The sequence below is a fragment of the Amycolatopsis endophytica genome (genome assembly GCF_013410405.1).
Taxonomy (GTDB): domain Bacteria; phylum Actinomycetota; class Actinomycetes; order Mycobacteriales; family Pseudonocardiaceae; genus Amycolatopsis_E; species Amycolatopsis_E endophytica.
Window position 1 is genome coordinate 4,732,000 of sequence record NZ_JACCFK010000001.1, and the last position, 24,465, is coordinate 4,756,464.

Sequence of the window (24,465 nt, forward strand, 5' to 3'; positions counted from 1 at the left end):
ACTCGCATGACCACCGCAACCCCGCTCCGGCGGGAAACCCGCACCGTCGACCTCACCGTGTCCGGGATGACCTGCGCCGCCTGCTCGGCGCGGGTCGAACGCGCCCTGAACAAGATCGAGGGCGTACGTGCCTCGGTCAACTACGCGACCGAACGCGCCACCGTGCAGGTTCCGGCGGGCATCGGCGACGAGGTGCTGGTCGAGCGGATCCGCAAGGCCGGGTACGGCGCGCGCCCGCGCGGCACCGGCGACGGGGATCCCACCGAGCGGCGGGTGCGTGACCTGCGCCGCCGCCTGATCGTCGCGGCGGTGCTCGCCGTGCCGCTGTGCGATCTGTCCATCACGCTGGCCCTGGTGCCGTCCCTGCGGTTCCCCGGCTGGCAGCTGCTGTGCCTCGCGCTGGCTGTTCCCGTGGTGTTCCATTCGGCGCTGCCGTTCCACCGGGCCGCGCTGCGCAACCTGCGGCACCGCTCGTCCAGTATGGACACGCTGGTGTCGCTCGGGGTACTGGCGTCGTTCGCCTGGTCGGCGTGGGCGACCCTGTTCGGCGGGCAGGAACCCGGGTACTGGGTGGGTTTCGGGCCCACCGCCGCCGGTGCCGACGCCATCTACCTCGACGTCGCCGCCGGGGTGACCACCTTCCTGCTGGCAGGCCGCTACTTCGAAACCCGCTCGCGGCGCAGCGCGGCGAGCCTGCTGGAGGCCCTCGACGCGCTCGCGGCGAAAGAGGTGCGCGTGCTGCGCGACGGTGCGGAGCGGATGATCGCCGTGGGGGAGCTGGTCGTCGGTGACCTGTTCGTGGTCAAGCCGGGTGAGGCACTGGCAGCCGACGGCGCGGTGCACAGTGGACGGTCCACGGTGGATGTCAGCGCGATGACCGGTGAGCCGGTGCCCGTGGAGGTGTCGGTGGGGGACCGGGTGATCGGTGCCTCGGTCAACCGTGACGGGCGGCTGGTGGTGCGGGCGAGCGCGGTCGGCGCGCACACGCAGCTCGCGCAGATGACCGCGCTGGCCGAGCGTGCCCAGGCGCGCAAGGCGTCGGTGCAACGGCTGGTCGACCGGGTGTGCGCGGTGTTCGTGCCGGTGGTGCTCGGGCTGGCCCTGCTCACCCTCGGCGGGTGGCTGCTGGCGGGGCAGCCGGTGCGGGAGGCGTTCACCGCGGCGGTGTCGGTGCTGATCATCGCCTGTCCCTGTGCGCTCGGCCTGGCCACGCCGACCGCGCTGATGGCCGGGATCGGCCGCGGCGCCCAGCTGGGCATCCTGATCAAGGGCCCGGACGCGCTGGAGTCGAGCAGGCGGATCGACACCGTCGTGCTGGACAAGACCGGGACCGTGACCACCGGCCGGATGACGGTCACCGGATGCCACCCCGCGGCCGGCCGCACCCGAGGTGACCTGCTGTGGTTCGCCGGCGCCGTCGAAGCCGGTTCGGAGCACGCGATCGCCGCCGCCGTGGTCGCGGCCGCGCGGGCGGAAGTGGCCGAGCTGCCCGAGGCAGGCGGGTTCACCGCGCTGCCGGGGCTTGGCGCACGGGGCATTGTGGACGGTCGTGACGTTCTGGTCGGCAGCGCGCGGCTGTTCGGCGAGCGCGGCATTGCCGTGACCGGCGAGACGGCGGCGCGGGTCGAGGCCGCGCACACGGCCGCGGCCGTGCCGGTGCTCGTGGCGGTCGACGGTGAGGTCGCCGGGATGGTCGAGGTCCGTGACGTCGTGAAGCCCTCGGCCGCCGAGGCGGTGCATGCGCTGCGGGCCAGGGGCCTGCGCACGGTGCTGCTCACCGGCGACCACGAGAACGCCGCTCGGGCGGTCGCCGGTGAGACCGGGATCGACGAGGTGCGCGCGGGCGTGCTGCCCGCCGACAAGGCCCGCGAGATCGAGGAGATGCGCGCGGCCGGTGCACGGGTCGCGATGGTCGGTGACGGCGTCAACGACGGCCCGGCACTGGCGACCGCGGATCTCGGCATGGCGATGGCGCGCGGCAGCGACATCGCACTGCGCTCCGCCGACGTCGTCCTGGTGCGCGACGATCTGCGTGTCGTCCCGGACGCCATCCACCTCGCGGACCGTACGCTGCGCGTCATCCGCGGCAACCTGGCCTGGGCGTTCGGCTACAACGTGGCGGCCCTGCCGCTGGCCGCGCTCGGCCTGCTCAACCCGCTGATCGCCGGTGCGGCCATGTCGTTGTCCTCAGTGCTGGTGGTGTCCAACAGCCTGCGCCTGCGGTCGTTCGAGGGCCGGTCCTAGACCAGGGTGATCCAGTAGTCCCAGAAGGACTGGAGCACCAGTGCGGCGATCACCACGTACCAGAACACGATGATCGCGGTGTGCAGGCGGCCCAGCGCCGCACCGGCGCGGCGGGTGGCGGGCACCCGCCGCAGGTTGTCCACAGTGGTGTAGAAGAACAGCGGGATGGTCACCAGCCACACGACCAGGCAGTACGGGCACAGCGCGTGGATCTCGTACAGGCTCGCGTGGATCAGCCAGTGCACGAAGACCACGCCGAAGGCCGCCCCGGCCTGCATGCCCCAGCGGTACCACGCCGGCGGCGAGAATCCGGCCAGCATGGCCACGCCGGTGGTCACCACGACCGCGAAGGCCGCGACACCCAGCAGCGAGTTGGGGAATCCGAACGCCGCGGCCTGGGTGCTGTCCATGACCGAACCGCAGGAGATGACCGGGTTCAGCGAGCAGGAGGGCACGTAGGCGGGATCGGCGAGCTTCGCCAGTTCTTCCAGGGTGAGGGCGATCGCGGCGGCCAGCCCGAGTGCGCCGCCGACGAGGTAGGTCCAGGCGAGCCCGCGGTCGTGCCGGGTCCCTCGCGTGGTCGCTGTCTCCGGCGCGGTCACTGTGGTGGTCACTGGGCGAGTGCCTCGTCGATCTGCCCGCGCAACTGTGCGTCGACCTCGGCGTAGGAGCCGCCGGCAGGGTCGAAGCGGGCGCCGTCGACGAAGATCGTCGGGGTGCTGGTCACCCCGGCGCGCTGCCCGTCGGCCCGGTCGGTGTCGATGCGCTGCCGCACGGCGTCGGAGGTGGCGTCGGCGTGGAAGCGGCCCAGGTCGAGTCCGAGGTCGCGCGCGTAGGTGCCGAACAGGGTGGCGGCGCGCGCGGTGTCGGAGCTGACCTCGCTGCCGCCGGGGGCGATCGCCCAGTCCTGGTAGTTGTCGTAGAGCGCGTGGTACATCTCGCGGTAGCGGCCCTGCAGCGCGGCGGCTTCGGCCGCCTGTGCCGCCTGCACCGCGAGCGGGTGCATCTCCAGCGGGAAGTTGCGCGTGACGAACGTGATCCGGCCCGCGTAGTCCTGTTCCAGTTTCCGGGTCACGCTGGCGTAGTAGCCGGCGCAGGCGGGGCACTGGTAGTCGAGGAACTCCACCACGGTGACGCGCCCGTCGGCGGCCTGGGTGAGGGTGTTGCTGTCCGGACCGCTCAACGGAGCCGACGCGTCGGCGTCACCGTCGCGCTGGCTCAGGAGCACACCACCGAACACCACGGCGGCCACCACCACGACGACGATCGTGACGAGGACGTTGGCCGAGGGGCCGCGGCGTGCCGTGACGGGGCTGGAGGATGTGCGGGGCATCGGTTGCGGACGACCTTTCGGGCGGGCACGACGGGGTTCGCCACACTGGTCGCGGCGGCGCGCACGAAAGTTCCCGGGCTACGCCGCCCGGCGGTGTCCCGTCGGACGGCGACGGCGGCGCTGCGGGCGGTGACGCTCGGCCGCGGGTTCCGCGGCGGACGAGCCCGCGTCGACGTGCTCGCCGGGCCGGAGACTGTCCGCGGTGCCGGGGTGGCCGTCCCCGGCGGTGTGCCGGCGCCGCACCACGAACAGCAGCGCCAGGCCGGCCAGCACCAGACCGTGCGAGGCCAGCCGCCCGGCGGTGACCGCGCCGCTGACGACGTCGGCGGTCGAGAGAGCCGCCAGGACGAGGACGAACCCGGACAGCACCGGCAGCTGCCCGATCGCCGCCCTGGGCCGCAGCGCCGCCCACAGCAGGCCGAGGCCGATCGCCGCGTTCCACGCGGTGGTCTCGTGGCTGAGGTGTCCCACCATCGCGCCGGACATCCCGGGCATGCCGGTGGCCACGCCGAACAGCTGCGCGGCCGACAGCGTCAGCTGCGCGATCGCGACCAGCGCCAGCGCGATCCGGGTCCCCCAGCGTTCCCCGGTGGGCGCCGGGATGCGGTCCAGCAGCACCTCGGTGAGGTCGGGCACGTCCGGCGCCGAGCGCACGGTCATCCGGCGCCGGAGCCGCTGCGCGTTCGCGTAGTAGGACCGGCAGCCCGCGCACGTGGTCAGGTGCCGGTCCGTCGTCTCCGGGGGCACCGGCTCCGGCTCGCCGTCGATCCGGGCGGAGAGGGCCTCCCTGGCTGTCTCGCATCGCACGTACAGATAGTCGGGCCCCGGCCCCGGAAGTTCCCCGGCGGGGTGTACTACCGTGAGCGGCTGTGTCGACCAGGCGTGACGAAGACGAGCGGATCACGGCGCTGGCGCTGGCCGCGGGACGCGGCGACCGGCGTGCACTCGCCGAGTGGGTGCGCGCCACCCAGGCCGACGTGTGGCGGCTGCTGGCGCACCTGACCGACACCGACCGGGCCGACGACCTCACGCAGGAGACCTACCTGCGGGCGTTCCGGACGCTGCCCCGGTTCGCGGCGCGCTCGTCCTCGCGCGCGTGGCTGCTCTCGATCGCCCGGCGGGTGCTGGTCGACCACATCCGCGCCGCGGGGTCCCGGCCCCGCACGACGCACCTGGGCTGGGAACCGGTTCCCGAGGAGCGGGTGGCCCGGCGGACGTCCGGGTTCGAGGACATCGTCGAGCTCAGACTGCTGCTGGCGGACCTCACCCCGGAGCGGCAGGAGGTGATCGTGCTGACCCAGATCCTCGGTCTGTCCTATCAGGAGGCCGCGGAGGTGTGCGGCTGCCCGGTCGGCACGATCCGCTCCCGGATCGCCCGCGCCCGTGAGGACCTGCTCGACGCCACCACCGCCCGCGACGACGCGTTGTGACGGATCCGGTCTGAGCCGCGGGGGTGGCTCAGACGGCCCTGCGGATCAGCAGGACGTTGTCGGTGACCGTCGCGGTCCGGCCGTCAGGGCCGGTGGCTTCCCGCTCCGGCCGGTCGGCCCGCTCCACGGTCCAGGCGGGGGGCAGGTCGAGTTCGGCGTGCACCTCGGCGGGGTCCGGGATGTGGGTGCTGTGGTCCTGGTTCCAGGACCAGGGGGCGATGGAGCCGTGGTCGACCACGAGGAGCCGCCCGCCCGGGCGCAGCGCCTGCGCCGCCGCGCGCAGGATCGTGGCCCGGGGCAGGGCGAAGGGCGTGTGGAAGTACTGGGCCGAGACGAGATCGAAGGTGCCGTCCGGGAAGGTGTCCGCCAGGTCGTGCCGCTCCGCCGAGATCGCCTCGTCCAGGCCGGCCTCCCTGGCGAGCCGGCGAACCTGTTCGACGGCCGTCGCCGAGATGTCCACCGCGGTGACCCGCCACCCGCGGCGGGCCAGCCACATCGTGTCGCCGCCCGCTCCGCATCCGAGGTCGAGTGCGGCGCCTTCGGTGAGGCCGGCGGCGACCTCGGTGAGGATCGGGTTGACCCGCGCGCCCCAGACGGAGGCGTCCTGGCGGCGGTCGTGGTAGAGGGTCTCCCAGAAGTCCGCGGGGTCCTGGTCGAGATCGGGGATCACGGGCCGTCCTCTCAGTTGAAAACGATTCTCATTGCAGGGTACGCTGCCGGTCGATGAAGGAGGACGGACCAGGGTGGACAGCACCGAGTTCTACGACCGGACCGGCGAGTACGTGGCGGTCCTGATCCCGCAGGTGTGGCGTGAGCTGGGCCCGGCACTGGGGAAAACGCTGGCCGGGCTGGACGCCACGGCGGGCGCGCTGGTCGATGTCGGGGCCGGGACCGGGGTGGGCACGGCGACGCTGGCGGCGGTGTTCCCGGGCGCGGAGATCGTGGCGGTGGAACCGCATCCCGGTCTGCGCACGGCGCTGCTCGCGCGGATCGTGGACGACGAAGATCTCGCGCGGCGCGTGACGGTGCTGGCCGCCGACGTGGCGCACGCCCAGCTGCCGGAGCGGGTCGCCGGGCTGATCGCGATGAACGTCCTCGGGCATCTGAGCGCGGGGGAGCGCCGGGAGTTCTGGGCACTGCTGGCGGAGAAGCTGACCCCGGACGGGCGGGCCGTGGTCACCATCGCCCCGCCGACGCGACCGGAACCGGTGCCGGAAGCGCCGGTGGCGCGGGCCCGGATCGGACGGTTGCGCTACACCGGCAGCGCCTCCGCCGAGCCCGCCGGTCCGGACGCCGTCACCTGGCGCATGTCCTACGCCGTGTCCGACGGGGATCGGCGGGTCGCCGAGCTGTCGGCGCTCGACCACTGGACGGTCTTCACGCCCGGGCAGATGGCCGACGAGCTCGCCCCGCTCGGTCTGCGCACGGCACCGGTGGACGGTCCGCACGGCCTGCACGTCATCACCCGCCGATGACCCCGGAAGAGGTGTCGCGGAGCACGGCGGAAGTGTTCGACGCGGCGGCGGAAGCCTTCACCCGGTGGACCCCGCTGCTGTGGGGGCCGGTCGGCGAAGCAGTGGCCGGTCTCGCGGCGCTGCGGCCGGGGGAACGCGTGGTCGACGCGTGCTGCGGCAACGGCGCGGCGTCGATCCCCGCGGCACGCCACGTCGCCCCGCACGGTGTGGTCGACGCGGTGGACCTCGCCGGGGAACTCCTCACCGCGGGGCGCGCCAGGGCGAGTGCGAGCGACGTGACCGGCGTCCGGTTCCACCTCGCGGACGTCACCACCTGGCAGGCCCCGCCAGGCGGTTACGACGCCGCGTTGTGCTCGTTCGGGGTGTTCTTCTTCCCCGACATGGACGCCGGCGGACGGCACCTGCTGAACCTGCTGCGACCGGATGGCCGGATGGTGGTCACCACCTGGCAGCACGGCGCCGTCGAACCCATCGTGATGCCCTTCGTGCGGGCGGCAGCGGCGGAACGGGACGCGGCCGGCCTCGCGCCGGTCCAGACCGCGCGGATGCGCGAGGCGAGTGCGCGCGTGGAGCACCGCGACGGGCTCGCCACCTGGTTGCGGGCGATCGGCGGAACCGGCGCGGAAGTGTCCACAGTGGTCCCGGAAGTACCGCTGGATGCCGGGCGGGCCTGGGACTTCGTGATCGGGTCGGGCACGCGCACCATGTTGCTCGGCCTTGACGAGCCCGCCGTGACGCGGGTCCGGCACCGCTTCGAGACCGCCCTGCGCGCGGACGGTGTCACGTCGTTCCGGCCCACCGTCCTGGTCGGACGTGCCGTTCGCCCTTCCTGACCGGTCCCGTGCCCGCCCGGCCGGGGCCGTGCCGGAATGCGCGACGGGCTCGACGGTCACACCGGTGACGGTCGCGTGGTCCGGCTCCGGATCGAAGGGGCGCATCAGACCGGGTCAGCTCCAGCGCTGCGCAGACCGGCGCCCGTTCGTACAGCACGCTCTTGCCGGACGCCACCAGCCGCAGTTCGAGTCAGCGTTTGCCCGGCACGTCGGGGACGTTGTCCCGGCTCGTCCAGCAGCGGATCGTCGGGCCGCGCGGCGACGCCTCCAGGGCGAACGGCTTCTGCCGCGAGGAACCGCCGTATCACCCCGGGCTTCCGTGCCGCGAGACCGTCCCCGAATCCGGCAGGGAATGTGACAGGTCGGGCTGTGACCAAGTGCCGTCCCGTTAGGCTGGTCCGGGTAGTTCCTTCGGCAGGCGGGTGTGAGCTGAGCTCAGTGGATGGCGAGGTCCGGGTGATCGCCAGGGACGGGGTGCACGAGGTGGAGGTCAAGCGCTCCCGATTTCTCTGCACCGTCGCCCGGGTCGGCGATGCCGGGGCGGCCGCGGCGGTGATCGCGCGGGTCCGGAAGGCCGGGCCGGGTGCGAACCATCATGGCACGGCGATGCGGATCGGCGATCCCGGCACCGGTGAGATGACGGTGCGCGGCAACGACGACGGCGAACCGGCGGGCACCGCGGGGGTGCCGATGCTCGAGGTGCTGGCGCGGCGCAATCTCACCGATGTCGTCGCGGTCGTGTCGCGGTGGTTCGGCGGGACCAAGCTCGGCGCGGGCGGGCTGGTGCGCGCGTATTCCGGTGCGCTGGCCGAGACCCTCGACATGGTCGGGGAGCTGCGCCGGGTGCGGCACCGGGAACTGCTGGTCGCGGTGCCGCACGACCTCGCGGGCCGCCTCGAACACGATCTGCGCCAGTCGCCGTACCGCCTCCTGGACACCGACTACGGCAGGGACGTCACGCTGACGGTCGCGGTCACCGACCGGGACGCGTTCGCCGCCTGGCTCGCCGAACGCTCCGGCGGCGCGGTCGAGGCGCTCGACGCGGGCTCGCGGGACCTCTATCTGCCCTGACCGCTGTCTGCGAGGATTCCCGTCGTGCCCGACGAACCACACACCGACACCTCCGTCGTCCCGGTTCGCCGGGTGCTGCCGCTGTACGCGGCGGGGTTCGTGACCGCGTTCGGTGCGCACGGCATCGCCGCGGGGCTCGGTGGCTACACCGCCTCCGAGCATGCGTCGCTGTTGGCGCTGGGCATTCTGCTCGCCGTCTACGACGGCGCCGAGGTCGTGCTCAAACCGGTGTTCGGCTCGCTGGCCGACCGCGTGGGGCCACGGCCGGTGCTGCTCGGCGGGCTGGTCGTGTTCGCACTCGCCTCGGGCGCGTTCGTGCTCGCCGGCGACCCGGGGCTGGTCGGTCTCGTCCGGTTCGGCCAGGGCGCCGCCGCGGCCGCGTTCTCCCCGGCCGCGGGCGCGATGGTGGCCAGGCTCGCGCCGCCCGCGCGGCACGGACGCGCCTTCGGCCGGTACGGCGCGTGGAAGGGACTCGGCTACACGCTCGGCCCGCTGCTCGGCGGGGTGCTGATCACCCTGGGCGGGTTCGCCTTGTTGTTCGCCACCCTGGCCGGGCTCGCCGTGGTCGTCGCGGTGTGGGCCGTGCTCGTGGTGCCCCCGGTCGCGCCGTTGCCGCGTGCCCGGCAGACCGTCGCCGGCCTGGCCCGGCGGCTGACCAGGCCCGGATTCCTCGGTCCCACCGCGACACTCGCCGCCTCCACCGCCGCCCTCGCGGTCGGCGTCGGGTTCCTGCCGGTCCGGTCGGCCGCCGCGGGCCTGAACCCTCTGCTCACCGGCATCGCGGTGTCGGTGCTGGCGGCGGCGGCCGCGCTGGTCCAGCCGTGGGCGGGGCGGGCGCGCGACAGCGGCCGTCTCGCCGACGGCGTGGGCATGACGACCGGGCTGGTGCTGGCGGCGGCCGGCTTCGTGATCGCCGCGCTGGTGCCGGGGCCGGCCGGGATCTTCCCGGCCGCGCTGATCATCGGGGCCGGCGCCGGAGTGGTCACGCCACTGGGGTTCGCCGCGCTGGCCGCGGCCACCCCGCCCGAACGGCTCGGGCAGACCATGGGCAGCGCCGAGGTGGGCCGTGAACTCGGCGACGCCGGTGGTCCGCTCCTGGTGGGGGCCATCGCCGTCGCGACAACCCTGTCCGGCGGCCTGCTGGGCCTGGCGGCTCTGCTCTTCGCCACCGCCGCGGCGGTCCGCTCCTCCTCAGCGGGCGGGAACGGCGACGCGTGACGCCGCGACCGACCGCGCCAGGAGGTAGGCGAGCAACCCGAACGGCGGCAGCGGGATCGTCAGCACCAGGATCGGCGCCAGGAACGCGTGGTGGACGCCCCGCTGCCGCGCGTCGTGGTACATCCAGCGGCCGATGAACAGGTCGAACGCGACTAGGTGGGCCCAGATCGCCGCCGCGCCCTCGGGAGTGCCCCGCGGCGCCCCCAGATCCGGGCTGCTCACCACCGGCCACAGCGTGCCGAACTCGCCGACCGCGAACACCGTGTAGACGGCCAGCGGCGGGAGCACGATCCAGGGCGAGCCGATCACCCGGCGCGTGCCCGTCCAGCCGGGCGCGAAGATCATCAGCGCCCAGAACGGCGCGGCCAGGAAGAAGGTGATCCGGAACAGGGTCGCGGTGCTCACGAGACGCTCACCTTCTGACGAGCGGAGCCGGACAAGGACCAGGCCGCGCCGGCCGCCACCGCGGCGACGAGCGCGCCGAGCGCGAGCAGCGTGCGCGCGTCGGGGTGGATCAGTGGCTGGCCGCGCAGGGCCTGCCAGGTCACCAGCGCGACGACACCGGCGTAGCCGAACCCCGGCGACCACCACCAGCCGGGCCCGCGTGACGCCGGACCGCAGGCGCGCGAACCGCCGCGCCGCCACGAGCAGCAGCAGCGCGACCAGTGGCAGCGCCTGCAGCGCGTGCGTGCCGACGAAATGCGGGATGCGCAGGTCACCGCCCGTCGTGCTCCAGCCGGTGACCGGCATGCTCGGGCCGCCGTCGGCCACGCCCACGCTGTGCGCGCCGACGAGCCCTTCGAACGTGCCGTCCCGCATCGACGCGGTCTGCTCCCGCCTGGGACCGACCATGAGGAATCCGAGTCCGAGCCCGGCCGGCGAGATCAGCGCGCCGAGCCGGATCGCCCAGCGCGGGGGCCGGCCGCCTCCCCTGCCGCGTGAGGGTCAGCCTCACGTCACGGCGATGGAGATCGCGAACTTGAACGGCTTGAGCGTCGAGACCCGGCCGAGCAGGGGTGACAGGATGATTCCCCAAGCGGATAGTTGCGCTATCCACTACGACGGGAACCCACGCTACCCACCCTGGGAGAGTCCACAGCTACGGCAGGAGTAGTGCCGGGGGACGTCCGAGGTCAGCGCGGGTTGTGGCGCGGTTTGATGCGGATGTGCGGCAGCTCGGGCGCGGGCAGCCGGGAGACCCGGCCGCGGTACCCCTCGACGCGGCCGAACTGGTCGGATCCGGCCTGCCACGCCTCGCGGAACGCGGCGATCTCCTCGTGGCTGCGGCCGACGAAGTTCCACCACATCACGATCTCCTCGTCGAACGGCGCACCGCCCAGCAGGAGAGCACGCGCCGGACCGGCGCCGCCGTTGACCAGCTCCACCCGCGCGGCGCCGGGGGCGAGGCAGGCCAGCTCACCGGTGCCGAGCGTGGTGCCCTCGACGGTGAGGCCGCCGATGTCCTGCAACACCCCGTGTTCGAATCCGGGGTCGAGGTCGAGCGCCACGCGCGCACCCGGGTCGAGCGTGATCTCCGCGCCGAGCAGTGGAGTGAACACCGGGACCGGCGAGGTGTCGCCGGCGAGGCTGCCGAGGAAGACCCGCAGCGCCGCGCCGGGCAGGGTGACCAGCGGGGGAGCGTAGTGCCGGAAATCGCGGGCGGTGTCGCGGTGCTCCCCGGGCAGTGCGATCCACAGCTGGACGCCGTGCAGCGTCGCCGTGTCCGGTGTGGACACTTCGGAGTGCGCGATGCCGTGGCCGCCGGTCATCAGGTTCAGCTCGCCGGGGCGGACCAACGCGTGCGCGCCGAAGCTGTCGCGGTGTTCGATTTCGCCGGTGAACAACCAGCTCGCCGTCTGGAGTCCGGTGTGCGGATGCGGGGCGACGTCCATTCCACCGGTGACCGCGACGTCCTCGGGCCCGTAGTGGTCGGCGAAGCACCAGGCCCCGATCAGCGACCGCTGCCGTTGCGGCAGGGTGCGCCGCACGCGCATCGCGCGCGGGCCGCCGAGGGGGACGTCCCGGGGCGTCAGGACGGTCACCGTGCCACGGGGAGCGGGCGCATCCGCGCACACGACCTCGGCGGGGTCGGCCTCGATGTTGCTCATACCGCCATCCTGCCAGTGCGTAGCCCGCGGCGGAGTCGGGTAGGCATGGGAGGTGAGCGACCACGAAGCGAGCCGGGGCATCGCCGCGATGCCGGAGATCGTGCTCAACACCGCCGCCGACCCCGGCCAGGTCAAGGCCTGGCTGACCGACGTCGTCGGCGTGCGGCCGGAGGAGGTGCGCTGCCACGTCGACCGGCCGCGCGTCGAGCTGGAATGGCCGTCCGGGCAGGCCGAGCTGCGCGCCGAGACCTCGGGTGCGGGCGCGAGCGTCGTGCACCTGCGGTTGTCCGCTACCGCGTCCAGCGCCGAGCTGGCCCGCGCGGCGCTGGACGCGCTGGCGGTGCAGGTCGGCCAGAACTTCAACCCCGGCTGAGGTCCAGCGCGCGCAGGCCGGTTTCGTAGCTGGTCAGTGCGGCCCCCACCGCGGCCGCGGCTGTCAGTTCGAAGATTTCGTCCTCGCTGCCCGGCAGCGCGGTGAGGTCGGCGTCGGTGATGCGGTACGAGGCGTCACGGACGAGGGCGGCGTAGGCGCGCCACGGCTCGGCCAGTGGGCCGTCCGTGCCCGCCGCCAGACGCGTTCCGGGCGGGGTCACGGCGGGCGCCTCGAACACCGCGTGCCGCAGGTTCGCGACCGGATCACGGTGGCCGGTCCGGCCCCCGCCCGCGAGGAGGAACGCCGGGAACCGGTAACCGAACCGGTGCAGCGCCCGGGTGCCCGTGTGCACCTGGTCGCCGCGCAGCACGAACCCGAACGCGTTCGCGATCCGGTTGACGACGTTCCACACCAGATCGACGTGCAGGGCGTCCCGCACGGCCGGCTCCGGCAGGTCCACGCGGGTCTCCTCGCCCGACCGCACCGCGTCGAGGAACGCCCGGACCGCCCGCACCTCGGGCCGGACCGGTTCGGTCAGCCCGGCGATGCGGGTCAGCTCGCGGTGCGAGTCGACGCAGAACGGGCACCGGTGCCGCTGAGCGGTGGTCAACGCCAGGTACTCCCGTTCACCCGCGGTCCAGGCGGAGCGCCCGCGCATCGCTGGAGCCGTGATCTCCAGCAGCGGGCGCGCGAAGAACTCCGGCCGGTACAGCAGGGTGCGCACGATGTCCGGCGGATCGCCGCGCCCGGTCGCGGCGAGGAACAGGCGGGCGCGGAGCCGGTGCCCCGTGTCGAGGACGGACAGTCTCATGGGGACACCTCCGCGTCGGACGTGGTGAGCCGTCCGGCCAGGAACCGGCGGTCGGCCGGATTGGGGGCGAGTTCATGGGCTCTCCGGTAGCAGGCGGCGGCTTCGGTCGTGCGGCCGAGGCGCCGCAGCAGATCGGCGCGGGTGGCGTGGAACAGGTGGTAGCGGTCCAGCCCGCCGAGACCATCGACGAGGGCCAGCCCCGCCGCGGGCCCCTCGGTCGCCGCGACCGAGACCGCGTGGTTGAGCGCGACCACCGGCGACGGCGCGACCCGCAAGAGCTCGCCGTAGAGGGCGGCGATGCGCGGCCAGTCGGTCTCCCCGGCCGACGGTGCCCGCGCGTGCAGGGCCGCGATCGCCGCCTGCACCTGGTACGGCCCCGGCGTGCCGTGACGCAGCGCGCGGTCCAGGACGCCGACCGCTTCGGCGATCCTGGCCCGGTCCCACCGGCTCCGGTCCTGGTCGGCGAGCAGCACCGGAGCGCCGTCGGGGGAGTGGCGGGCCGCGGCGCGCGACTCGTGCAGCAGGAGCAGCGCGACCAGCCCCAGCGCCTCCGGCTCGTCGGGCATGAGGGCCGCGACGAGCTTCGCGAGCCGGATCGCCTCCGCCCGCAGTGGCCCGGCGTGGACTGGCTCGGCGGTGTAGCCCTGGGTGAACACCAGGTACACGACCGCCAGAACACCGTCGAGCCGCTCCGGCAGCAGGTGGTCGGCCGGTACCGCGAGGCCGATGCCCGCGTCGCGGATCTTGCGCTTGGCCCGCACCAGCCGCTGCGCCAGCGTCGCCTCGGGCACGAGGAACAGGCGCGCGATCCGCGCGGCGGTCAGCCCGGCCACGGCCTGCAGCGTGAGCGCGACGCGGGCGTCGGGCGCGAGCGCGGGGTGGCAGCAGGTGAAGATCAGGCTCAGCCGCTCGTCGCCCACCGCGAGCAGCCGGTTCTCGTCGTCACCCCGCGGTCCGGTCACCACGGCGGCCGTCTCCTTGTCCCGGCCCGCCCGCTCGCGGCGCAGCCGGTCGACCATCCGGTTGCGGGCGACGGTGAGCAGCCACGCGACCGGGTCGGACGGCACCCCGCCACGCCAGTGCCGCAGCGCGAGCGCGCACGCGTCCTGGAGCGCGTCCTCCGCCAGTTCGAAGTCGCCGAGCACGCGGACGAGTGCCGCGAGCATCCGTGCCCGGTGCTCGCGGTACACCCGCTCGACCGCGAGCTCAGCCGTCGGCCGCGGCATGCGCGGACGGAATGGCGGGCGCGTGCACCAGTGGCCGGACCTCGATGGTGCCCGTCTCGGCCATCGGGCACAGCGCGGCCAGCTCCAGTGCCTCGTCGAGGTCGCGGCAGTCGAGGACGTAGTAGCCGCCGAGGTGTTCGTGGGTCTCCACGAACGGCCCGTCGGTGATCAGCGTGCGGCCCTCGCGCACGCTCACCGTCGTGGCGGTGTCCTCGCGGTGCAGTGGATCGCCCGCGACCAGTGCGCCGCGGCGGCGGCACTCGTCGGCGAACGCGTTCACCCTCGCCAGCGCCTCGGCGAAACCCGGATCGCCCGGCTCCGGCCGCTCGCAGTTGTAGATCATCAGCAGGTAGCGCATGTGTTCCTCCCGTTCGGTCACCCCAGGATGACGAACGGGACCGACAGAATTCGACACTCCGCCCCGATTTTCCCGTCCGGACACACGAGAAGCACAACCGCACGCGCGCGGTTGTGCTTCTCGCGTGGTTCCGGGTGGTTCAGCGCGGGCTGTAGGTGAGGCAGTTCGCCGCGTGGCCGCCGGATCCCGGTCCGACCCGCACGCCCGAGGCCGTGCACTCGAGCTGGGAGTTGTAGGTGCAGTCCGTGCGCGAGCAGGCACCGACCTGCGCCACGACCCGGTCCAGCCCGCCCTTGGTGTTCAACGGCACGAACGTGCCGCAGTCCGCCGCGCCGTTGTCACCGCTCACGGTGATCGCGAACGCGTGGCATCCGTCGTGGTTGTAACCGCAACCGGTGACGGTGCACTCGGCCACGGCGGGCATCTCGGTGCTGGTCATAACCGCTCCTCACGATCAAGGTGGTGGGAATCGTTCGGTGGGCCGAACAATGCCACCGAGAGAAGCGGACGGCAATGCGGCCAGAATTAGGTGAGCCTATCCTGGATTTGCTGGTTTTCCCTGGTCAAGGTGCAGATGGGAATGGCGGGGCAGCGCGCCGGAAATTGATTCCCGCCCCTTCGGGTGATTGTCCATACCACTCACCGGTGGCCGTTGAGCCCGTCCAGGAACACCTGCTCGAAGCGCGCCCCGTCCGCGGCCAGTGCCACGGTCAGCCGGTCGCCTGCCGGATCGGGGCGGGTGCGGCCGGACTGGGGGCCGTCCTGCACCACGACGACGCGTTCCCGGGCGGTATCGGTGACCACACCGTCGTCGTCGAAGGCGAACACCGCCGCCAGCGCGTCCCACCAGAAATAGATCCCCAGTGCGATGCCGTCTCGCATGATCGGGTGCGTCGTGATCGCGTGCACGATCCGTGCGCTGGCCGTCGTGGCCTCCGCGCCGATGCGGTCGACGTAGTCCTGCGTGATCGGCACGGAGTTGGTGGCGTCCAACGGGGTCAGCGTCACCGGCAGGGCCCCGAAGACGTCGCGCGCGGCGGGCGGGTCGAGCCAGATGTTGAGCTCCTGGCTGTTGTCGAACCCGGGCAGCGCCTCGCCGAACAGGTTCCCGCCGACGTGGACCGCGCCGCCCATGACGAACACGTCGCGCACGCGGTGGACGAGCGGGCTGCCGGCGGGCAGCGCGGTCGCGAGGTTGGTGAGCGGACCGGTGGCCAGCACGGTGACCTGACCCGGTGCGGTGGTCAGCGCCCGGCGGATCAGCTGGGGTGCGGTGAGTTTCGCCGGGGGCGGCGTCTTTCCGGCGTCGTCCAGGGCGGCGGTGAGGATGGTCTCCACGTCGGCCACGCTGGACGCGGGAGCCGGGTGCACGCCGGGTTCGGTGCCCTCGGCGACCGGGATGTGCGGGAGTCCGCACCGGTCGAGGATGCTGAGCGCGTGCTGCCGGGCGCGGCCGGGCGTGCCGAACCCGTTGTTGGTCACGGTGACCGCGCGCAGGTCGATGCGGTGTTCCCGGTGCTGCACGCACAGGTAGGCCAGCGTCGAGGCGTCGTCGAGGTCGAGGTCGCTGTCGTAGATCACCGGGACCGGCCGCGGTGCCGCCGGTGCCGCCGTGGCCGGCGGCGCCGCGAGTCCGGAGAACGCGAGAACGAGGACGAGCAGCAGAGCGCGCATGAGAGCCTCCCCAGGCAGGCGGTCAGGTCAGGATAAACCCGGCCAAAGCGCCCACGAGGGGCCAACCGGCGTCAATTCCGCGCGTCCGGTCAGCCCGCGAGGAAGTCCAGCACGCACTCGCTCGCCTTCGGGCGGCACTCCTCGAAGTAGGCGTGCCGCGCTCCCGGCAGCAGGTGCACCCGCGCGTCCGGGATGCGCTCGGCCAGCAGCGCGGCGTTCGCGGCGGGCGTGAGGGCATCGTCCTCGCCGTGCAGGATCAGGGTGGGGGCCGTGACGCGGGAAAGGGAGTCCCAGGCGTCGTGGTCGTCGCTGGCTCGCAGGTGGTGCCGTCGCGCGTGCGGGGGCATCGACGGATCGCCGAGGGTGCGGTAGGGGCCGGGGTGCGTCGCGCGCCAGGCCGGGGTGTACATCAGGTCCGCGAGCGTTTCCCGCCCGTCAGGGCGGATCAGCGCGCGGCGCACGTCCGTGGAGCGTTCCACGGCGTGCGGCCCGCCGGGCGAGGTGCAGCCCAGGACCAGCCGCCGCACCCGCCGCGGATACCGGATCGCCACCCACTGCGCGACCCGGCCACCCATCGACGTGCCGTAGACGTCGGCCTCCTGCACGCCCAGCGCGTCGAGCACCGCGATCACGTCGTCGGCGAACAGCCGCGTCGAGTACGGCGAATCGGGTTTGCCGCTCGCGCCCGTGCCGCGGTAGTCCATCGTGACCGTGCTGGGGAAGTCGTCGCGCACGGCGTCCCACCACGTGTGGTCGTTCGCCTGCCCGGACAGCAGCACCAGCGGCCGTCCGGATCCGGCGCGCTGGAGGGCCAGTGACGTGCCGTCCTGGGCACGGGCGAAGGTCGTGACGGGCATCAGCGCCGATGGTAGCCGCCCGGTTCGGGCCGGTCCGGGGCGGTCGTGCGGTCGAGTACGCCGACAAAACCATGGCAGTTCGGCAACCGGTAACCCGCGCGTCGCCATCGTGGCATGCGCGCGGATCAGCCTTTTCGGCGTAACGCACGAGGAGGACACATGGTGAACAAGCGATGGCGCGCGCTCGCACTGACCGGCGCCGCGCTGGTGCTCACGGCCTGCGGCCAGAGCGCGGCCGGCAACGGCGAGGGCACGCGGAACCCGGACGAGCTGGTGTTCGCGGCGATTCCGAGCGAGGAGTCCACCAGCCTGCAGCAGGACTACCAGTCGGTGATCAACCTGCTGGAGCGGGTGACCGGCAAGACGGTCCGCTTCCAGCAGGCCACCGACTACGCCGCCGTCATCGAGGGCCAGCGCAGCGGCAAGGTCGACATCGCGCAGTACGGTCCGCTGTCCTACGTGGTCGCCAAGAACTCGGGCGTGCGGACGACGGCGATCGCGGCCCAGCTCAAGGAGAAGGGCGGCACGCCGGGCTACCAGTCCTACGGCATCGTGAAGACCGGTTCGCCGATCCACGACCTCGCCGGGTTCAAGGGCAAGAAGGTCTGCTTCGTCGACCCGAACTCGACCTCGGGCTACCTCTACCCGAAGGCGGGCCTGTCCGACGCGGGCGTGAACGCCGACACCGACGTCACGCCGGTGATGGCGGGCGGGCACGACGCCTCGGCGCTCGCCGTGGCCGGCGGCCAGTGTGACGCCGGGTTCGCCTACGACACGATGGTCGACATCCAGCTGCCCGGCAAGGGACAGCTCAAGCCCGGCGAGCTGACCCCGGTGTGGAAGTCCGACATCATCGCCGGCTCGCCGGTCGCGCTGGCCGACGACCTCGACCCGGCGCTCAAGGATCAGATCACCGCGGTGTTCCGCGATCAGGCCAACACCGACTACCTCAGGGCCAACAACCTCTGCACCAGCGAGAAGTGCCCCATCGACGACGCCGGTGACTGGGGCTACGCGCCGGTGGACGACGCCTTCTACGACACCGTCCGCCACGTCTGCGAGGTCACCAAGGCCAAGCAGTGCACGGACGCGTCGGCATGAGCGCCGTCCGCTTCGAGGGGGTGACCAAGCGGTTCGGTCACATCCGCGCGCTGGACGACGTGTCGTTCTCGGTCGAGCCCGGTGAGGTGGTCGTGCTGCTCGGGCTGTCCGGATCGGGCAAGTCGACGCTGCTGCGGCACGTCGACGGCCTGCACACCCCGACCGCGGGCCGGGTCACCGCGCTGGGCACCGACGTCGGCGCGGCCCGCGGCGGGCGGCTGCGGGACCTGCGGCGCCGCATCGGGTTCGTGTTCCAGCAGTTCCACCTGGTCGGCAGCCTGTCGGTGCTGGAGAACGTGTGCACCGGCGCGCTCGGCCGTCTGCGCGGGCCCCGGCTCGGCCTGGTCAGCTACCCGAAGGCGGTGCGGCTGGAGGCTCTCGGCCACCTGGACCGCGTGGGACTGGGCCCGCAGGCGTTCCAGCGCGCCGACACCCTCTCCGGTGGTCAGCAGCAGCGGGTCGCGGTGGCGCGGGCGCTCCTGCAGCGGCCCGAGATCCTGCTCGCCGACGAACCGGTCGCCTCACTGGACCCGGAGTCCTCGGCACAGGTCATGCGGCTGATCCGGGAGATCGCGAGCGAGCGGGACCTGACCGTGCTGTGCAGCCTGCACCAGGTGGAGCTGGCGCTGTCCTGGGCGGACCGGATCGTCGGGTTGCGCTCGGGCCGGGTCGTGCTGGACGAGCCCGCGCGGACCCTGGACCACAGCGCCGCGACGGCCGTCTACGGCGCGAACCAGCTGGTGGCCATCGCATGACGGTGCGCACCCTCGCCCGGCCCAGGACCGGCTCGGTCGCGGCGACGGTCGCGCTGGTGGCGCTGCTCGGCCTGGCCGCGTGGGCCGTGGCCGATCTGCGGATCAACGTCGCGACGCTGACCGACAGCGTCGGCAACGCGGTCGACTTCGCGGGCCGCATGTTCCCGCTCGACTTCCCGCCCGTCGGCGAACTGCTGGCGCTGACCGGGAAGACGCTGTCGATCGTGGTGTGCGCGACGCTGTTGTCGGTGCTGGTCAGCACCGTGCTCGCGGTGCTGGCGGCGGGCAACACGACCCCGCACCGGAGCGCCCGGCTCGGGTCGCGGGCGGTGATCGTCGCGGCACGCGCGGTGCCGGACGTGGTGCTCGCGATCGTGTTCTTCCGGCTGTTCGGGTTCGGCGCGCTGGCCGGTGTGCTCGCGATGGGGTTGCACTCGGTCGGCATGGTCGGCAAGCTCTACGCCGACGCGATCGAGCAGATCGACGAGGGCCCGCGCTCCGCGGTGCGCGCGGGCGGTGCCCAGGGCGGGCAGGAGCTGGTGGCCGGGGTGCTGCCGCAGGTGCTGCCCGCGTTCGTGGCCACCGCGCTGCACCGGCTCGACATCAACCTGCGGGTGTCGGTGGTGCTCGGGTTCGTCGGCGTCGACGGGCTCGGCTACGCCATCGCGACCTCGCTGCGGCAGCTGGACTACCGGCGCGGCATGGCGCTGGCCCTGGTCGTGCTGATCCTGTGCATCCTGGTCGAGCTGCTGTCCGGGGCGCTGCGCCGGACGCTGCTGCGTCCGAAAGCGACGATCCCGGCGCCGCGCCGGGCGGGCCAGACCAGTCCGGAATGGACGTTCGCGCGGGTCCGGAAGACGGTCTACGCGGGGCTGACCGCCCTCGTCGTGCTCGCCTCGGTCCGGGGTGCGGACCTGTCGGTGTCGCAGTTCCTCGGCGGGCTCGGCGACCTCGGGCACACGCTGACGTTCTTCTGGCCCCCGGAGTTCGTCGACGGTCTGCTCGAAGACCTGTGGACCACGGTGAAGATCGCGCTGGCCGCGACCCTGCTGGGGGCCGTGCTCGCGCTGCCCGTCGGCGCGCTCGCCGCCCGCAACGTCGCGCCGAAGACCGCACGCTACCTGCGGATGGTGATCGTGGTGGTGCGGGGCGTCCCCGAACTGGTGCTGGCGATCGTGTTCGTCGTGATCACCGGGCTCGGGCCGGTCGCGGGGGCGCTGGCACTGGCCGTCGGCGCGGTCGGGTTGCTGGGCAAGCTCGTGGCCGACTCGCTGGAGGAGGTCGACCCCGGGCCCGAACAGGCGCTGCGCGCGACCGGCGCGGGCTCGTGGCAGGTGTTCTTCTCCGCGACGCTGCCGCAGGCCGCGCCCGCGTTCGTCGCGCACGTGCTGTACCAGCTCGACACGAACATCCGGTCCGCCACGCTGCTGGGCATCGTCGGTGCGGGCGGCATCGGGTTCCAGCTGCTCAACGCGTCGCGGGTGGTCGAGTTCGGGGTGGTCACGGCGGTGCTGGTGCTGGTGTTCGCCGCGGTGATGGCGGTCGAGTTGCTCGCGGTGTGGTTGCGCCGCGTCGTCGGATGAGGAGGTCCGGTGTTCACGGTCGAGAAGACGGTCGAGGTCCTGCGCGCGCTGGAGGGTGACTACGACGGGGACGAAGCCGTCGACCAGCTCGCCCACGCGCTGCAGACCGCCGAGCTTGCCCGCGCGGCGGGCGCCGACGACGACGTGGTCGCGGCGGCGCTGCTTCACGACATCGGCCGCGCGCCCGGCGTGGTCGAGCACTACCGCGGACAGCCGCACGAGATCGCCGGTGCCGACTTCTGCCTGCGGCACGTCGGCGAGCGGGCGTCCTACCTGGTCGGGCAGCACGTTCCGGCCAAGCGGTACCTCGTGGTGATCGACGAGGCCTACGCCGCGTCGCTGAGCCCGGCCTCGCAGCGCTCACTGATCCGCCAGGGCGGCCCGATGAGTGCCGAGGAGGTGACCGCGTTCGAAAGCCACCCGTGGGCGGCCGAAGCCGCGCGCCTGCGCCGGTGGGACGACGCCGCCAAGGTGCCCGGCGCGCGGGTCCACGAGCTCGCCTTCTACGCCGACGTACTCCGGCGGGTGTGGCTACCCGCGGCGTGACTGTCCCGTCGGCGCCGCAGTCGCGCGAAGCCCCGTCCCGCACTCACCGGCGGGAACCGCACGAATCGCGGATCACCAGTTTCGTCGGCAGTCGCACCGGGGGCGGGGTCTCGTCGCCGTCGAGCATCGTCAGCAGCGCGCCTGCCGCGGCCGTGCCGAACCCCCGCTTGTCCTGTGCCACGGTCGTCAAGGCCGGGTCCACCAGCGACGCCACCTCGATGTCGTCGAATCCCACCACCGCCACGTCGCCGGGCACCCGCAGCCCGGCCGCGCGCGCCGCGAGCAGTGCCCCCACGGCCATCTCGTCGCTGGCCGCGAACACCGCGGTCGGCGGTTCCTTGCGGGCCAGCAGGCGCCGCATCCGCACGAAACCGCTCTCGCGGTAGAAGTCGCCGGTGACCATGAGGTCGTCGCGGACCGGCAGATCCGCCTCCGCCAGCCCCCGCAGGTAACCCTCGGTGCGGGCGGTGGCGGGCGCGTTGCCGCGCGGGCCGGTGATCGTCGCGATCCGCCGGTGCCCCAGCGCCGCCAGATGCCGGACGGCCTCCGCCGCGCCGGCCGCGTTGTCCGACGTCACGTAGGTCGCGCGCGGTCCGGACAGTGCCACGTCCAGCGCGACGCACGGCAGTCCGGAATGGGCGAACACGCTGAACGCGTCGGCGTCGGTCCCGCTGTCGATGAGCACCAGGCCGGCGAGCTGATGGCGCCGCGTCATGTTGACGTAGGCGACCGGGTCGGCCAGCGAGGCGCCGGGGGTGCGGCTGCGGCCGTCGTCGCTCGTCGCGAGCATCAGCAGGTGGTAGCCGTGCGAGCTCAGCGCGGATTTGAGGCCCAGCAGGAGATCCTGCAGAAACGGATGCCGCCAGCTGGGGCGGCGGTGGTCGGTGTCCCAGACGAGCCCGACCATCGCCGAGCGCTGCCGGGACAGCGCCCGCGCCGATTCGTTCGGCGAGTAGTCCAGCTCCCGCGCGACGCGCTCGACGTGTTCACGGGTGGCCGCGCTGACCGTCGCGGGGCGGTTGAACACCCGCGACACGGTCGCGACCGAAACCCCGCAGAGCTGCGCGAGCTGGCGAGCGGTGACCATGCCGACCTCCGAGTGATGTAACGGGTTACATGTCTAGCACACGACCTCTGGCTGCGTGAACGCGCACGGCCGTGATGGTTTCGTTACTTGACGCGGATGGACTGGGAGCGCTCTCATAGGTGCTGCGTTTTCCCCACCGGCCCGTAGAACAACGGAGATCTCATGCGCCCGAAAACGACATCCCGCCGGATACGACTGATGGCCGGCGCGGTGTGCGCCGGCCTGGCCGCGGTCGCCGCCTTGAGCGGCTGCGGAAGCGGTGACGCCGGCGGCGGGAAGGTCAGGCTCAGCCTCGGCCTGTTCGGCAACTTCGGTTACACCGAGCTGATCAAGGAGTACGAGGCCGCCCATCCGGACATCGAGATCACCGAGCGGACCGCCTCCTACTCCGACCACCACAAGAACCTCGCCGCGCACCTGGCCACCGGCGGCGGCGCCGCGGACATCGAGGCGATCGACACCGGGTACGTCGCGCAGTTCAAGGCCACGCCGGACAAGTTCGTCGACCTCAACACCGCGGGCGGCGACCAGCTCAGGGACCGCTGGCTGGACTGGAAGTGGTCGGCGTCGCTGGCCACCGGCGGGCAGCAGATCGGCTACGGCACCGATGTCGGCGGCCTGGCCATCTGCTACCGCAGCGACCTGTTCGCCCAGGCCGGGTTGCCCACTGACCGCGACGCCGTCTCCGCGCTCTGGCCGACCTGGCAGGCGTACTTCGACACCGGCAAGCGCTTCCGGGAGCACGCGCCGAACGGCGTCAAGTTCATGGACGGCGGCCCCACCGTGCTCAACGCCATCATCGGCCAGGCACCCGTCGGCTACTACGACCAGAGCGACCATCTCGTCGTCGCCAGCAACCCGGCGCTGCGCCAGGGCTGGGACCAGGTCGTCGACGCGGTCAAGGCGAACCTCAGCGCCGGGCTGCTCTACAGCACGCCCACCTGGAACACCGGGTTCACGCAGAGCCAGTTCGCCACGGTCACCTGCCCGGCCTGGATGATGCCCAAGATCAAGGACCAGGCGCCGGACACCGCGGGCAAGTGGGATGTCGCGACCGTGCCCGGCGGGGGCGGCAACTGGGGTGGCTCGTACCTGACGGTTCCCCAGCAGGGCAAGCACACCCAGGAAGCCGTCGAGCTCGCCGCCTGGCTGACCGCGCCCGAGCAGCAGGCGAAGATCTTCACCAGCCAGGGCCTGCTCCCGTCGACCCCGTCGCTCTACGACAACCCGGAGATCGCCGGTTACACGGACCCGTTCTTCAACAACGCGCCCGTCGGCAAGCTCTTCACCGACGCGGCGAAAGAACTGAAGCCGCAGTACCAGGGGCCCAAGGCCGGTGACGTGCAGACGGAGTTCGGCAACGCCATGCAGCGCGTCGAACAGGGCAAGCAGGACGGCGCGGCGGCGTGGCAGCAACTGGTCGACGACGTGGCGAAACTGCAGAGTTGATGACCTCCGCGAAGACGCTGACCTGGGCCGAGCGGCGGCACAAATGGAGCGCCACGCTGTCGCCGTTCGGCTTCATCAGCCCGTACTTCCTCATCTTCGGCGCCTTCGGGCTGTTCCCGCTGCTGTACACGGCCGTCGTGTCGCTGCAGGACCGGAACCTGCTCGACGCCGACGGCGCGACGTTCATCGGGTTGGGCAACTACGAGCAGCTGCTGTTCCACGATCCCTACTTCTGGAACGCGATGGGGAACACGGTCAGCCTGTGGCTGCTGACCACGATCCCGCAGATCCTGTTCGCGCTCGGCGTCGCGCACCTGCTCAACCGGCGGCTGCGCGGACGGACGCTGTTCCGGATGGGGATGATCTTGCCGAACATCACCTCGGTGGCGGCGGTGACGATCATCTTCGCGCAGCTGTTCGGACGGGACTTCGGCCTGGTCAACTGGGTGCTGAGCTGGTTCGGGGCCGGCCGGATCGACTGGCAGGCCGGTACGGCCAGCTCGCACACCGCCATCGCGGCGATGGTCGTGTGGCGCTGGACCGGCTACCACGCCCTGATCTTCCTGGCCTCGATGCAGGCGATTCCGACGAGCATGTACGAGGCCGCCACTCTCGACGGCGCCAAGGGGTGGCAGCAGTTCTGGCGGATCACGGTGCCGTTGCTGCGGCCGCAGATCATCTTCTCCACGGTGATCGCGACGACGGGCAACATGCGGCTGCTCGCCGAACCGCTGCTGTTCAACCCCGGTACGGCGGCCGCCACCGGCGGCTCGGACCGGCAGTTCCAGACCGCCGCGCTCTACCTCTACGAACAGGGCTTCACCAAGTACGACTTCGGCTACAGCTCGGCGATCGCGTTGGTCCTGGCCGTCGTCACGATGCTCGTCGCGGGCCTGTCGTACCTGGTGACGCGGCGCATCCAAACGGACTGAG

General features: G+C 72.7%; 27 protein-coding genes. 13 read left to right on the forward strand and 14 right to left on the reverse strand.

Translation table 11 applies throughout. The features are described from left to right. Positions 1 to 6 precede the first annotated feature (6 nt). The gene (locus HNR02_RS23335; RefSeq protein ID WP_179775252.1) at positions 7 to 2,244 is read left to right on the forward strand and encodes a heavy metal translocating P-type ATPase; all 2,238 of its coding nucleotides are present in this window, start codon (positions 7 to 9) and stop codon (positions 2,242 to 2,244) included. Here the strand turns inward: HNR02_RS23335 and HNR02_RS23340 are convergent. The 3 genes from HNR02_RS23340 to HNR02_RS23350 all read right to left on the reverse strand — a co-directional run bounded on the left by HNR02_RS23340 (position 2,241) and on the right by HNR02_RS23350 (position 4,384). Continuing rightward, entirely contained in the window at positions 2,241 to 2,858 is a 618-nt protein-coding gene (locus HNR02_RS23340) for a vitamin K epoxide reductase family protein (protein WP_179775253.1), read from the reverse strand. The two genes, HNR02_RS23335 and HNR02_RS23340, sit on opposite strands and share 4 nt — an antisense overlap. Then, the gene (locus HNR02_RS23345) at positions 2,855 to 3,577 is read right to left on the reverse strand and encodes a DsbA family protein (RefSeq protein ID WP_179775254.1); all 723 of its coding nucleotides are present in this window, start codon (positions 3,575 to 3,577) and stop codon (positions 2,855 to 2,857) included. The genes HNR02_RS23340 and HNR02_RS23345 overlap by 4 nt, the downstream gene beginning before the upstream one ends. A gap of 78 nt (positions 3,578 to 3,655) precedes the next feature. Continuing rightward, complete coding sequence (locus HNR02_RS23350; protein ID WP_179775255.1) at positions 3,656 to 4,384, reverse strand: zf-HC2 domain-containing protein; 729 nt, start codon at positions 4,382 to 4,384, stop codon at positions 3,656 to 3,658. Positions 4,385 to 4,446: 62 nt separating this feature from the next. Between HNR02_RS23350 and sigC the strand changes: the two genes are divergently transcribed. Beyond that, positions 4,447 to 5,007: an RNA polymerase sigma factor SigC gene (gene sigC / locus HNR02_RS23355; protein WP_179775256.1), complete on the forward strand. Its 561-nt coding sequence runs from the start codon at positions 4,447 to 4,449 to the stop codon at positions 5,005 to 5,007. Positions 5,008 to 5,035: 28 nt separating this feature from the next. On the opposite strand, the gene HNR02_RS23360 is transcribed toward sigC, so the two are convergent. Continuing rightward, complete coding sequence (locus HNR02_RS23360; RefSeq protein ID WP_312861103.1) at positions 5,036 to 5,677, reverse strand: SAM-dependent methyltransferase; 642 nt, start codon at positions 5,675 to 5,677, stop codon at positions 5,036 to 5,038. A 73-nt stretch (positions 5,678 to 5,750) separates the two neighbouring features. Here HNR02_RS23360 and HNR02_RS23365 point away from each other — a divergent pair, with 73 nt between their 5' ends. From HNR02_RS23365 to HNR02_RS23380, 4 genes are all read left to right on the forward strand, one after another. After that, entirely contained in the window at positions 5,751 to 6,482 is a 732-nt protein-coding gene (locus HNR02_RS23365) for a class I SAM-dependent methyltransferase (RefSeq protein WP_179775257.1), read from the forward strand. Continuing rightward, positions 6,479 to 7,315, forward strand: coding sequence for a class I SAM-dependent methyltransferase (locus tag HNR02_RS23370; RefSeq protein ID WP_179775258.1), 837 nt, complete (start codon positions 6,479 to 6,481; stop codon positions 7,313 to 7,315). The genes HNR02_RS23365 and HNR02_RS23370 overlap by 4 nt, the downstream gene beginning before the upstream one ends. A 438-nt stretch (positions 7,316 to 7,753) precedes the next feature. Further along, positions 7,754 to 8,386, forward strand: a complete 633-nt coding sequence (locus HNR02_RS23375) for an IMPACT family protein (RefSeq protein ID WP_179775259.1) — start codon at positions 7,754 to 7,756, stop codon at positions 8,384 to 8,386. A gap of 24 nt (positions 8,387 to 8,410) precedes the next feature. Then, a complete protein-coding gene (locus HNR02_RS23380; protein ID WP_312861104.1) occupies positions 8,411 to 9,604 on the forward strand; it encodes an MFS transporter in 1,194 nt (397 codons plus the stop codon). Here the strand turns inward: HNR02_RS23380 and HNR02_RS35595 are convergent. The 3 genes from HNR02_RS35595 to HNR02_RS23395 form a co-directional block, all read right to left on the reverse strand. Next, positions 9,578 to 10,009 (reverse strand): ABA4-like family protein, encoded by a 432-nt coding sequence (locus HNR02_RS35595; RefSeq protein ID WP_179775260.1) that lies wholly within the window; start codon positions 10,007 to 10,009, stop codon positions 9,578 to 9,580. The genes HNR02_RS23380 and HNR02_RS35595 overlap by 27 nt on opposite strands. Beyond that, positions 10,006 to 10,323, reverse strand: coding sequence for a hypothetical protein (locus tag HNR02_RS36540; RefSeq protein ID WP_312861105.1), 318 nt, complete (start codon positions 10,321 to 10,323; stop codon positions 10,006 to 10,008). The genes HNR02_RS35595 and HNR02_RS36540 overlap by 4 nt, the downstream gene beginning before the upstream one ends. A gap of 414 nt (positions 10,324 to 10,737) precedes the next feature. After that, positions 10,738 to 11,712 (reverse strand): pirin family protein, encoded by a 975-nt coding sequence (locus HNR02_RS23395; RefSeq protein WP_179775261.1) that lies wholly within the window; start codon positions 11,710 to 11,712, stop codon positions 10,738 to 10,740. Positions 11,713 to 11,764: 52 nt separating this feature from the next. On the opposite strand from HNR02_RS23395, the gene HNR02_RS23400 reads away from it, so the two are divergent. Beyond that, complete coding sequence (locus HNR02_RS23400) at positions 11,765 to 12,085, forward strand: hypothetical protein (protein ID WP_179775262.1); 321 nt, start codon at positions 11,765 to 11,767, stop codon at positions 12,083 to 12,085. Here HNR02_RS23400 and HNR02_RS23405 read toward each other — a convergent pair. The 6 genes from HNR02_RS23405 to HNR02_RS23430 form a co-directional block, all read right to left on the reverse strand. Then, positions 12,072 to 12,896, reverse strand: coding sequence for a carboxymuconolactone decarboxylase family protein (locus HNR02_RS23405; protein ID WP_179775263.1), 825 nt, complete (start codon positions 12,894 to 12,896; stop codon positions 12,072 to 12,074). The two genes, HNR02_RS23400 and HNR02_RS23405, sit on opposite strands and share 14 nt — an antisense overlap. Next, positions 12,893 to 14,122 carry an RNA polymerase sigma factor gene (locus tag HNR02_RS23410; protein ID WP_179775264.1) on the reverse strand — a complete coding sequence of 410 codons (1,230 nt, stop codon included), beginning with the start codon at positions 14,120 to 14,122 and terminating at the stop codon, positions 12,893 to 12,895. Before HNR02_RS23410 ends, HNR02_RS23405 begins: the two co-directional genes overlap by 4 nt. Next, positions 14,103 to 14,480 carry a YciI family protein gene (locus HNR02_RS23415; protein WP_179776085.1) on the reverse strand — a complete coding sequence of 126 codons (378 nt, stop codon included), beginning with the start codon at positions 14,478 to 14,480 and terminating at the stop codon, positions 14,103 to 14,105. Before HNR02_RS23415 ends, HNR02_RS23410 begins: the two co-directional genes overlap by 20 nt. A gap of 139 nt (positions 14,481 to 14,619) precedes the next feature. Further along, on the reverse strand, positions 14,620 to 14,919 hold the full coding sequence (locus HNR02_RS23420; RefSeq protein ID WP_179775265.1) for a DUF1540 domain-containing protein: 300 nt from the start codon (positions 14,917 to 14,919) through the stop codon (positions 14,620 to 14,622). 200 nt (positions 14,920 to 15,119) lie between these two features. Next, positions 15,120 to 16,154, reverse strand: a complete 1,035-nt coding sequence (locus HNR02_RS23425) for a nucleoside hydrolase (RefSeq protein WP_246338623.1) — start codon at positions 16,152 to 16,154, stop codon at positions 15,120 to 15,122. A gap of 89 nt (positions 16,155 to 16,243) precedes the next feature. Then, positions 16,244 to 17,011, reverse strand: a complete 768-nt coding sequence (locus HNR02_RS23430) for an alpha/beta fold hydrolase (protein ID WP_179775266.1) — start codon at positions 17,009 to 17,011, stop codon at positions 16,244 to 16,246. A 159-nt stretch (positions 17,012 to 17,170) separates the two neighbouring features. On the opposite strand from HNR02_RS23430, the gene HNR02_RS23435 reads away from it, so the two are divergent. The 4 genes from HNR02_RS23435 to HNR02_RS23450 are packed head-to-tail and all read left to right on the forward strand — an operon-like array spanning position 17,171 to position 20,996. Beyond that, on the forward strand, positions 17,171 to 18,112 hold the full coding sequence (locus HNR02_RS23435) for a phosphate/phosphite/phosphonate ABC transporter substrate-binding protein (RefSeq protein WP_179775267.1): 942 nt from the start codon (positions 17,171 to 17,173) through the stop codon (positions 18,110 to 18,112). After that, entirely contained in the window at positions 18,109 to 18,867 is a 759-nt protein-coding gene (gene phnC / locus HNR02_RS23440) for a phosphonate ABC transporter ATP-binding protein (RefSeq protein ID WP_179775268.1), read from the forward strand. The genes HNR02_RS23435 and phnC overlap by 4 nt, the downstream gene beginning before the upstream one ends. After that, on the forward strand, positions 18,864 to 20,450 hold the full coding sequence (gene phnE, locus HNR02_RS23445; RefSeq protein ID WP_179775269.1) for a phosphonate ABC transporter, permease protein PhnE: 1,587 nt from the start codon (positions 18,864 to 18,866) through the stop codon (positions 20,448 to 20,450). Before phnC ends, phnE begins: the two co-directional genes overlap by 4 nt. A gap of 9 nt (positions 20,451 to 20,459) precedes the next feature. Further along, positions 20,460 to 20,996, forward strand: a complete 537-nt coding sequence (locus tag HNR02_RS23450; protein ID WP_179775270.1) for an HD domain-containing protein — start codon at positions 20,460 to 20,462, stop codon at positions 20,994 to 20,996. Between the two features lie 43 nt (positions 20,997 to 21,039). Here the strand turns inward: HNR02_RS23450 and HNR02_RS23455 are convergent, their stop codons facing one another. Next, positions 21,040 to 22,083, reverse strand: a complete 1,044-nt coding sequence (locus HNR02_RS23455) for a LacI family DNA-binding transcriptional regulator (protein ID WP_179775271.1) — start codon at positions 22,081 to 22,083, stop codon at positions 21,040 to 21,042. Between the two features lie 162 nt (positions 22,084 to 22,245). On the opposite strand from HNR02_RS23455, the gene HNR02_RS23460 reads away from it, so the two are divergent. Together HNR02_RS23460 and HNR02_RS23465 are read left to right on the forward strand one after the other, a co-directional pair. Next, positions 22,246 to 23,532 carry an ABC transporter substrate-binding protein gene (locus HNR02_RS23460; RefSeq protein ID WP_179775272.1) on the forward strand — a complete coding sequence of 429 codons (1,287 nt, stop codon included), beginning with the start codon at positions 22,246 to 22,248 and terminating at the stop codon, positions 23,530 to 23,532. Beyond that, on the forward strand, positions 23,532 to 24,464 hold the full coding sequence (locus tag HNR02_RS23465) for a carbohydrate ABC transporter permease (protein WP_179775273.1): 933 nt from the start codon (positions 23,532 to 23,534) through the stop codon (positions 24,462 to 24,464). The genes HNR02_RS23460 and HNR02_RS23465 overlap by 1 nt, the downstream gene beginning before the upstream one ends. Position 24,465: the final 1 nt, after the last annotated feature.

Excerpts from the sequence above, each read along its gene's own strand:
- HNR02_RS23370 (WP_179775258.1), top strand. The coding sequence starts at position 6,479 with ATGACCCCGGAAGAGGTGTCGCGGAGCACGGCGGAAGTGTTCGACGCG.
- HNR02_RS23410 (WP_179775264.1), bottom strand. The coding sequence starts at position 14,122 with ATGCCGCGGCCGACGGCTGAGCTCGCGGTCGAGCGGGTGTACCGCGAG.
- HNR02_RS23395 (WP_179775261.1), bottom strand. The coding sequence starts at position 11,712 with ATGAGCAACATCGAGGCCGACCCCGCCGAGGTCGTGTGCGCGGATGCG.
- phnC (WP_179775268.1), top strand. The coding sequence starts at position 18,109 with ATGAGCGCCGTCCGCTTCGAGGGGGTGACCAAGCGGTTCGGTCACATC.
- HNR02_RS23415 (WP_179776085.1), bottom strand. The coding sequence starts at position 14,480 with ATGCGCTACCTGCTGATGATCTACAACTGCGAGCGGCCGGAGCCGGGC.
- HNR02_RS23335 (WP_179775252.1), top strand. The coding sequence starts at position 7 with ATGACCACCGCAACCCCGCTCCGGCGGGAAACCCGCACCGTCGACCTC.
- phnE (WP_179775269.1), top strand. The coding sequence starts at position 18,864 with ATGACGGTGCGCACCCTCGCCCGGCCCAGGACCGGCTCGGTCGCGGCG.
- HNR02_RS23345 (WP_179775254.1), bottom strand. The coding sequence starts at position 3,577 with ATGCCCCGCACATCCTCCAGCCCCGTCACGGCACGCCGCGGCCCCTCG.
- HNR02_RS23425 (WP_246338623.1), bottom strand. The coding sequence starts at position 16,154 with ATGCGCGCTCTGCTGCTCGTCCTCGTTCTCGCGTTCTCCGGACTCGCG.
- HNR02_RS23465 (WP_179775273.1), top strand. The coding sequence starts at position 23,532 with ATGACCTCCGCGAAGACGCTGACCTGGGCCGAGCGGCGGCACAAATGG.
- HNR02_RS23455 (WP_179775271.1), bottom strand. The coding sequence starts at position 22,083 with ATGGTCACCGCTCGCCAGCTCGCGCAGCTCTGCGGGGTTTCGGTCGCG.
- HNR02_RS23405 (WP_179775263.1), bottom strand. The coding sequence starts at position 12,896 with ATGAGACTGTCCGTCCTCGACACGGGGCACCGGCTCCGCGCCCGCCTG.
- HNR02_RS23435 (WP_179775267.1), top strand. The coding sequence starts at position 17,171 with ATGGTGAACAAGCGATGGCGCGCGCTCGCACTGACCGGCGCCGCGCTG.
- HNR02_RS23420 (WP_179775265.1), bottom strand. The coding sequence starts at position 14,919 with ATGACCAGCACCGAGATGCCCGCCGTGGCCGAGTGCACCGTCACCGGT.
- HNR02_RS23460 (WP_179775272.1), top strand. The coding sequence starts at position 22,246 with ATGCGCCCGAAAACGACATCCCGCCGGATACGACTGATGGCCGGCGCG.
- HNR02_RS23430 (WP_179775266.1), bottom strand. The coding sequence starts at position 17,011 with ATGCCCGTCACGACCTTCGCCCGTGCCCAGGACGGCACGTCACTGGCC.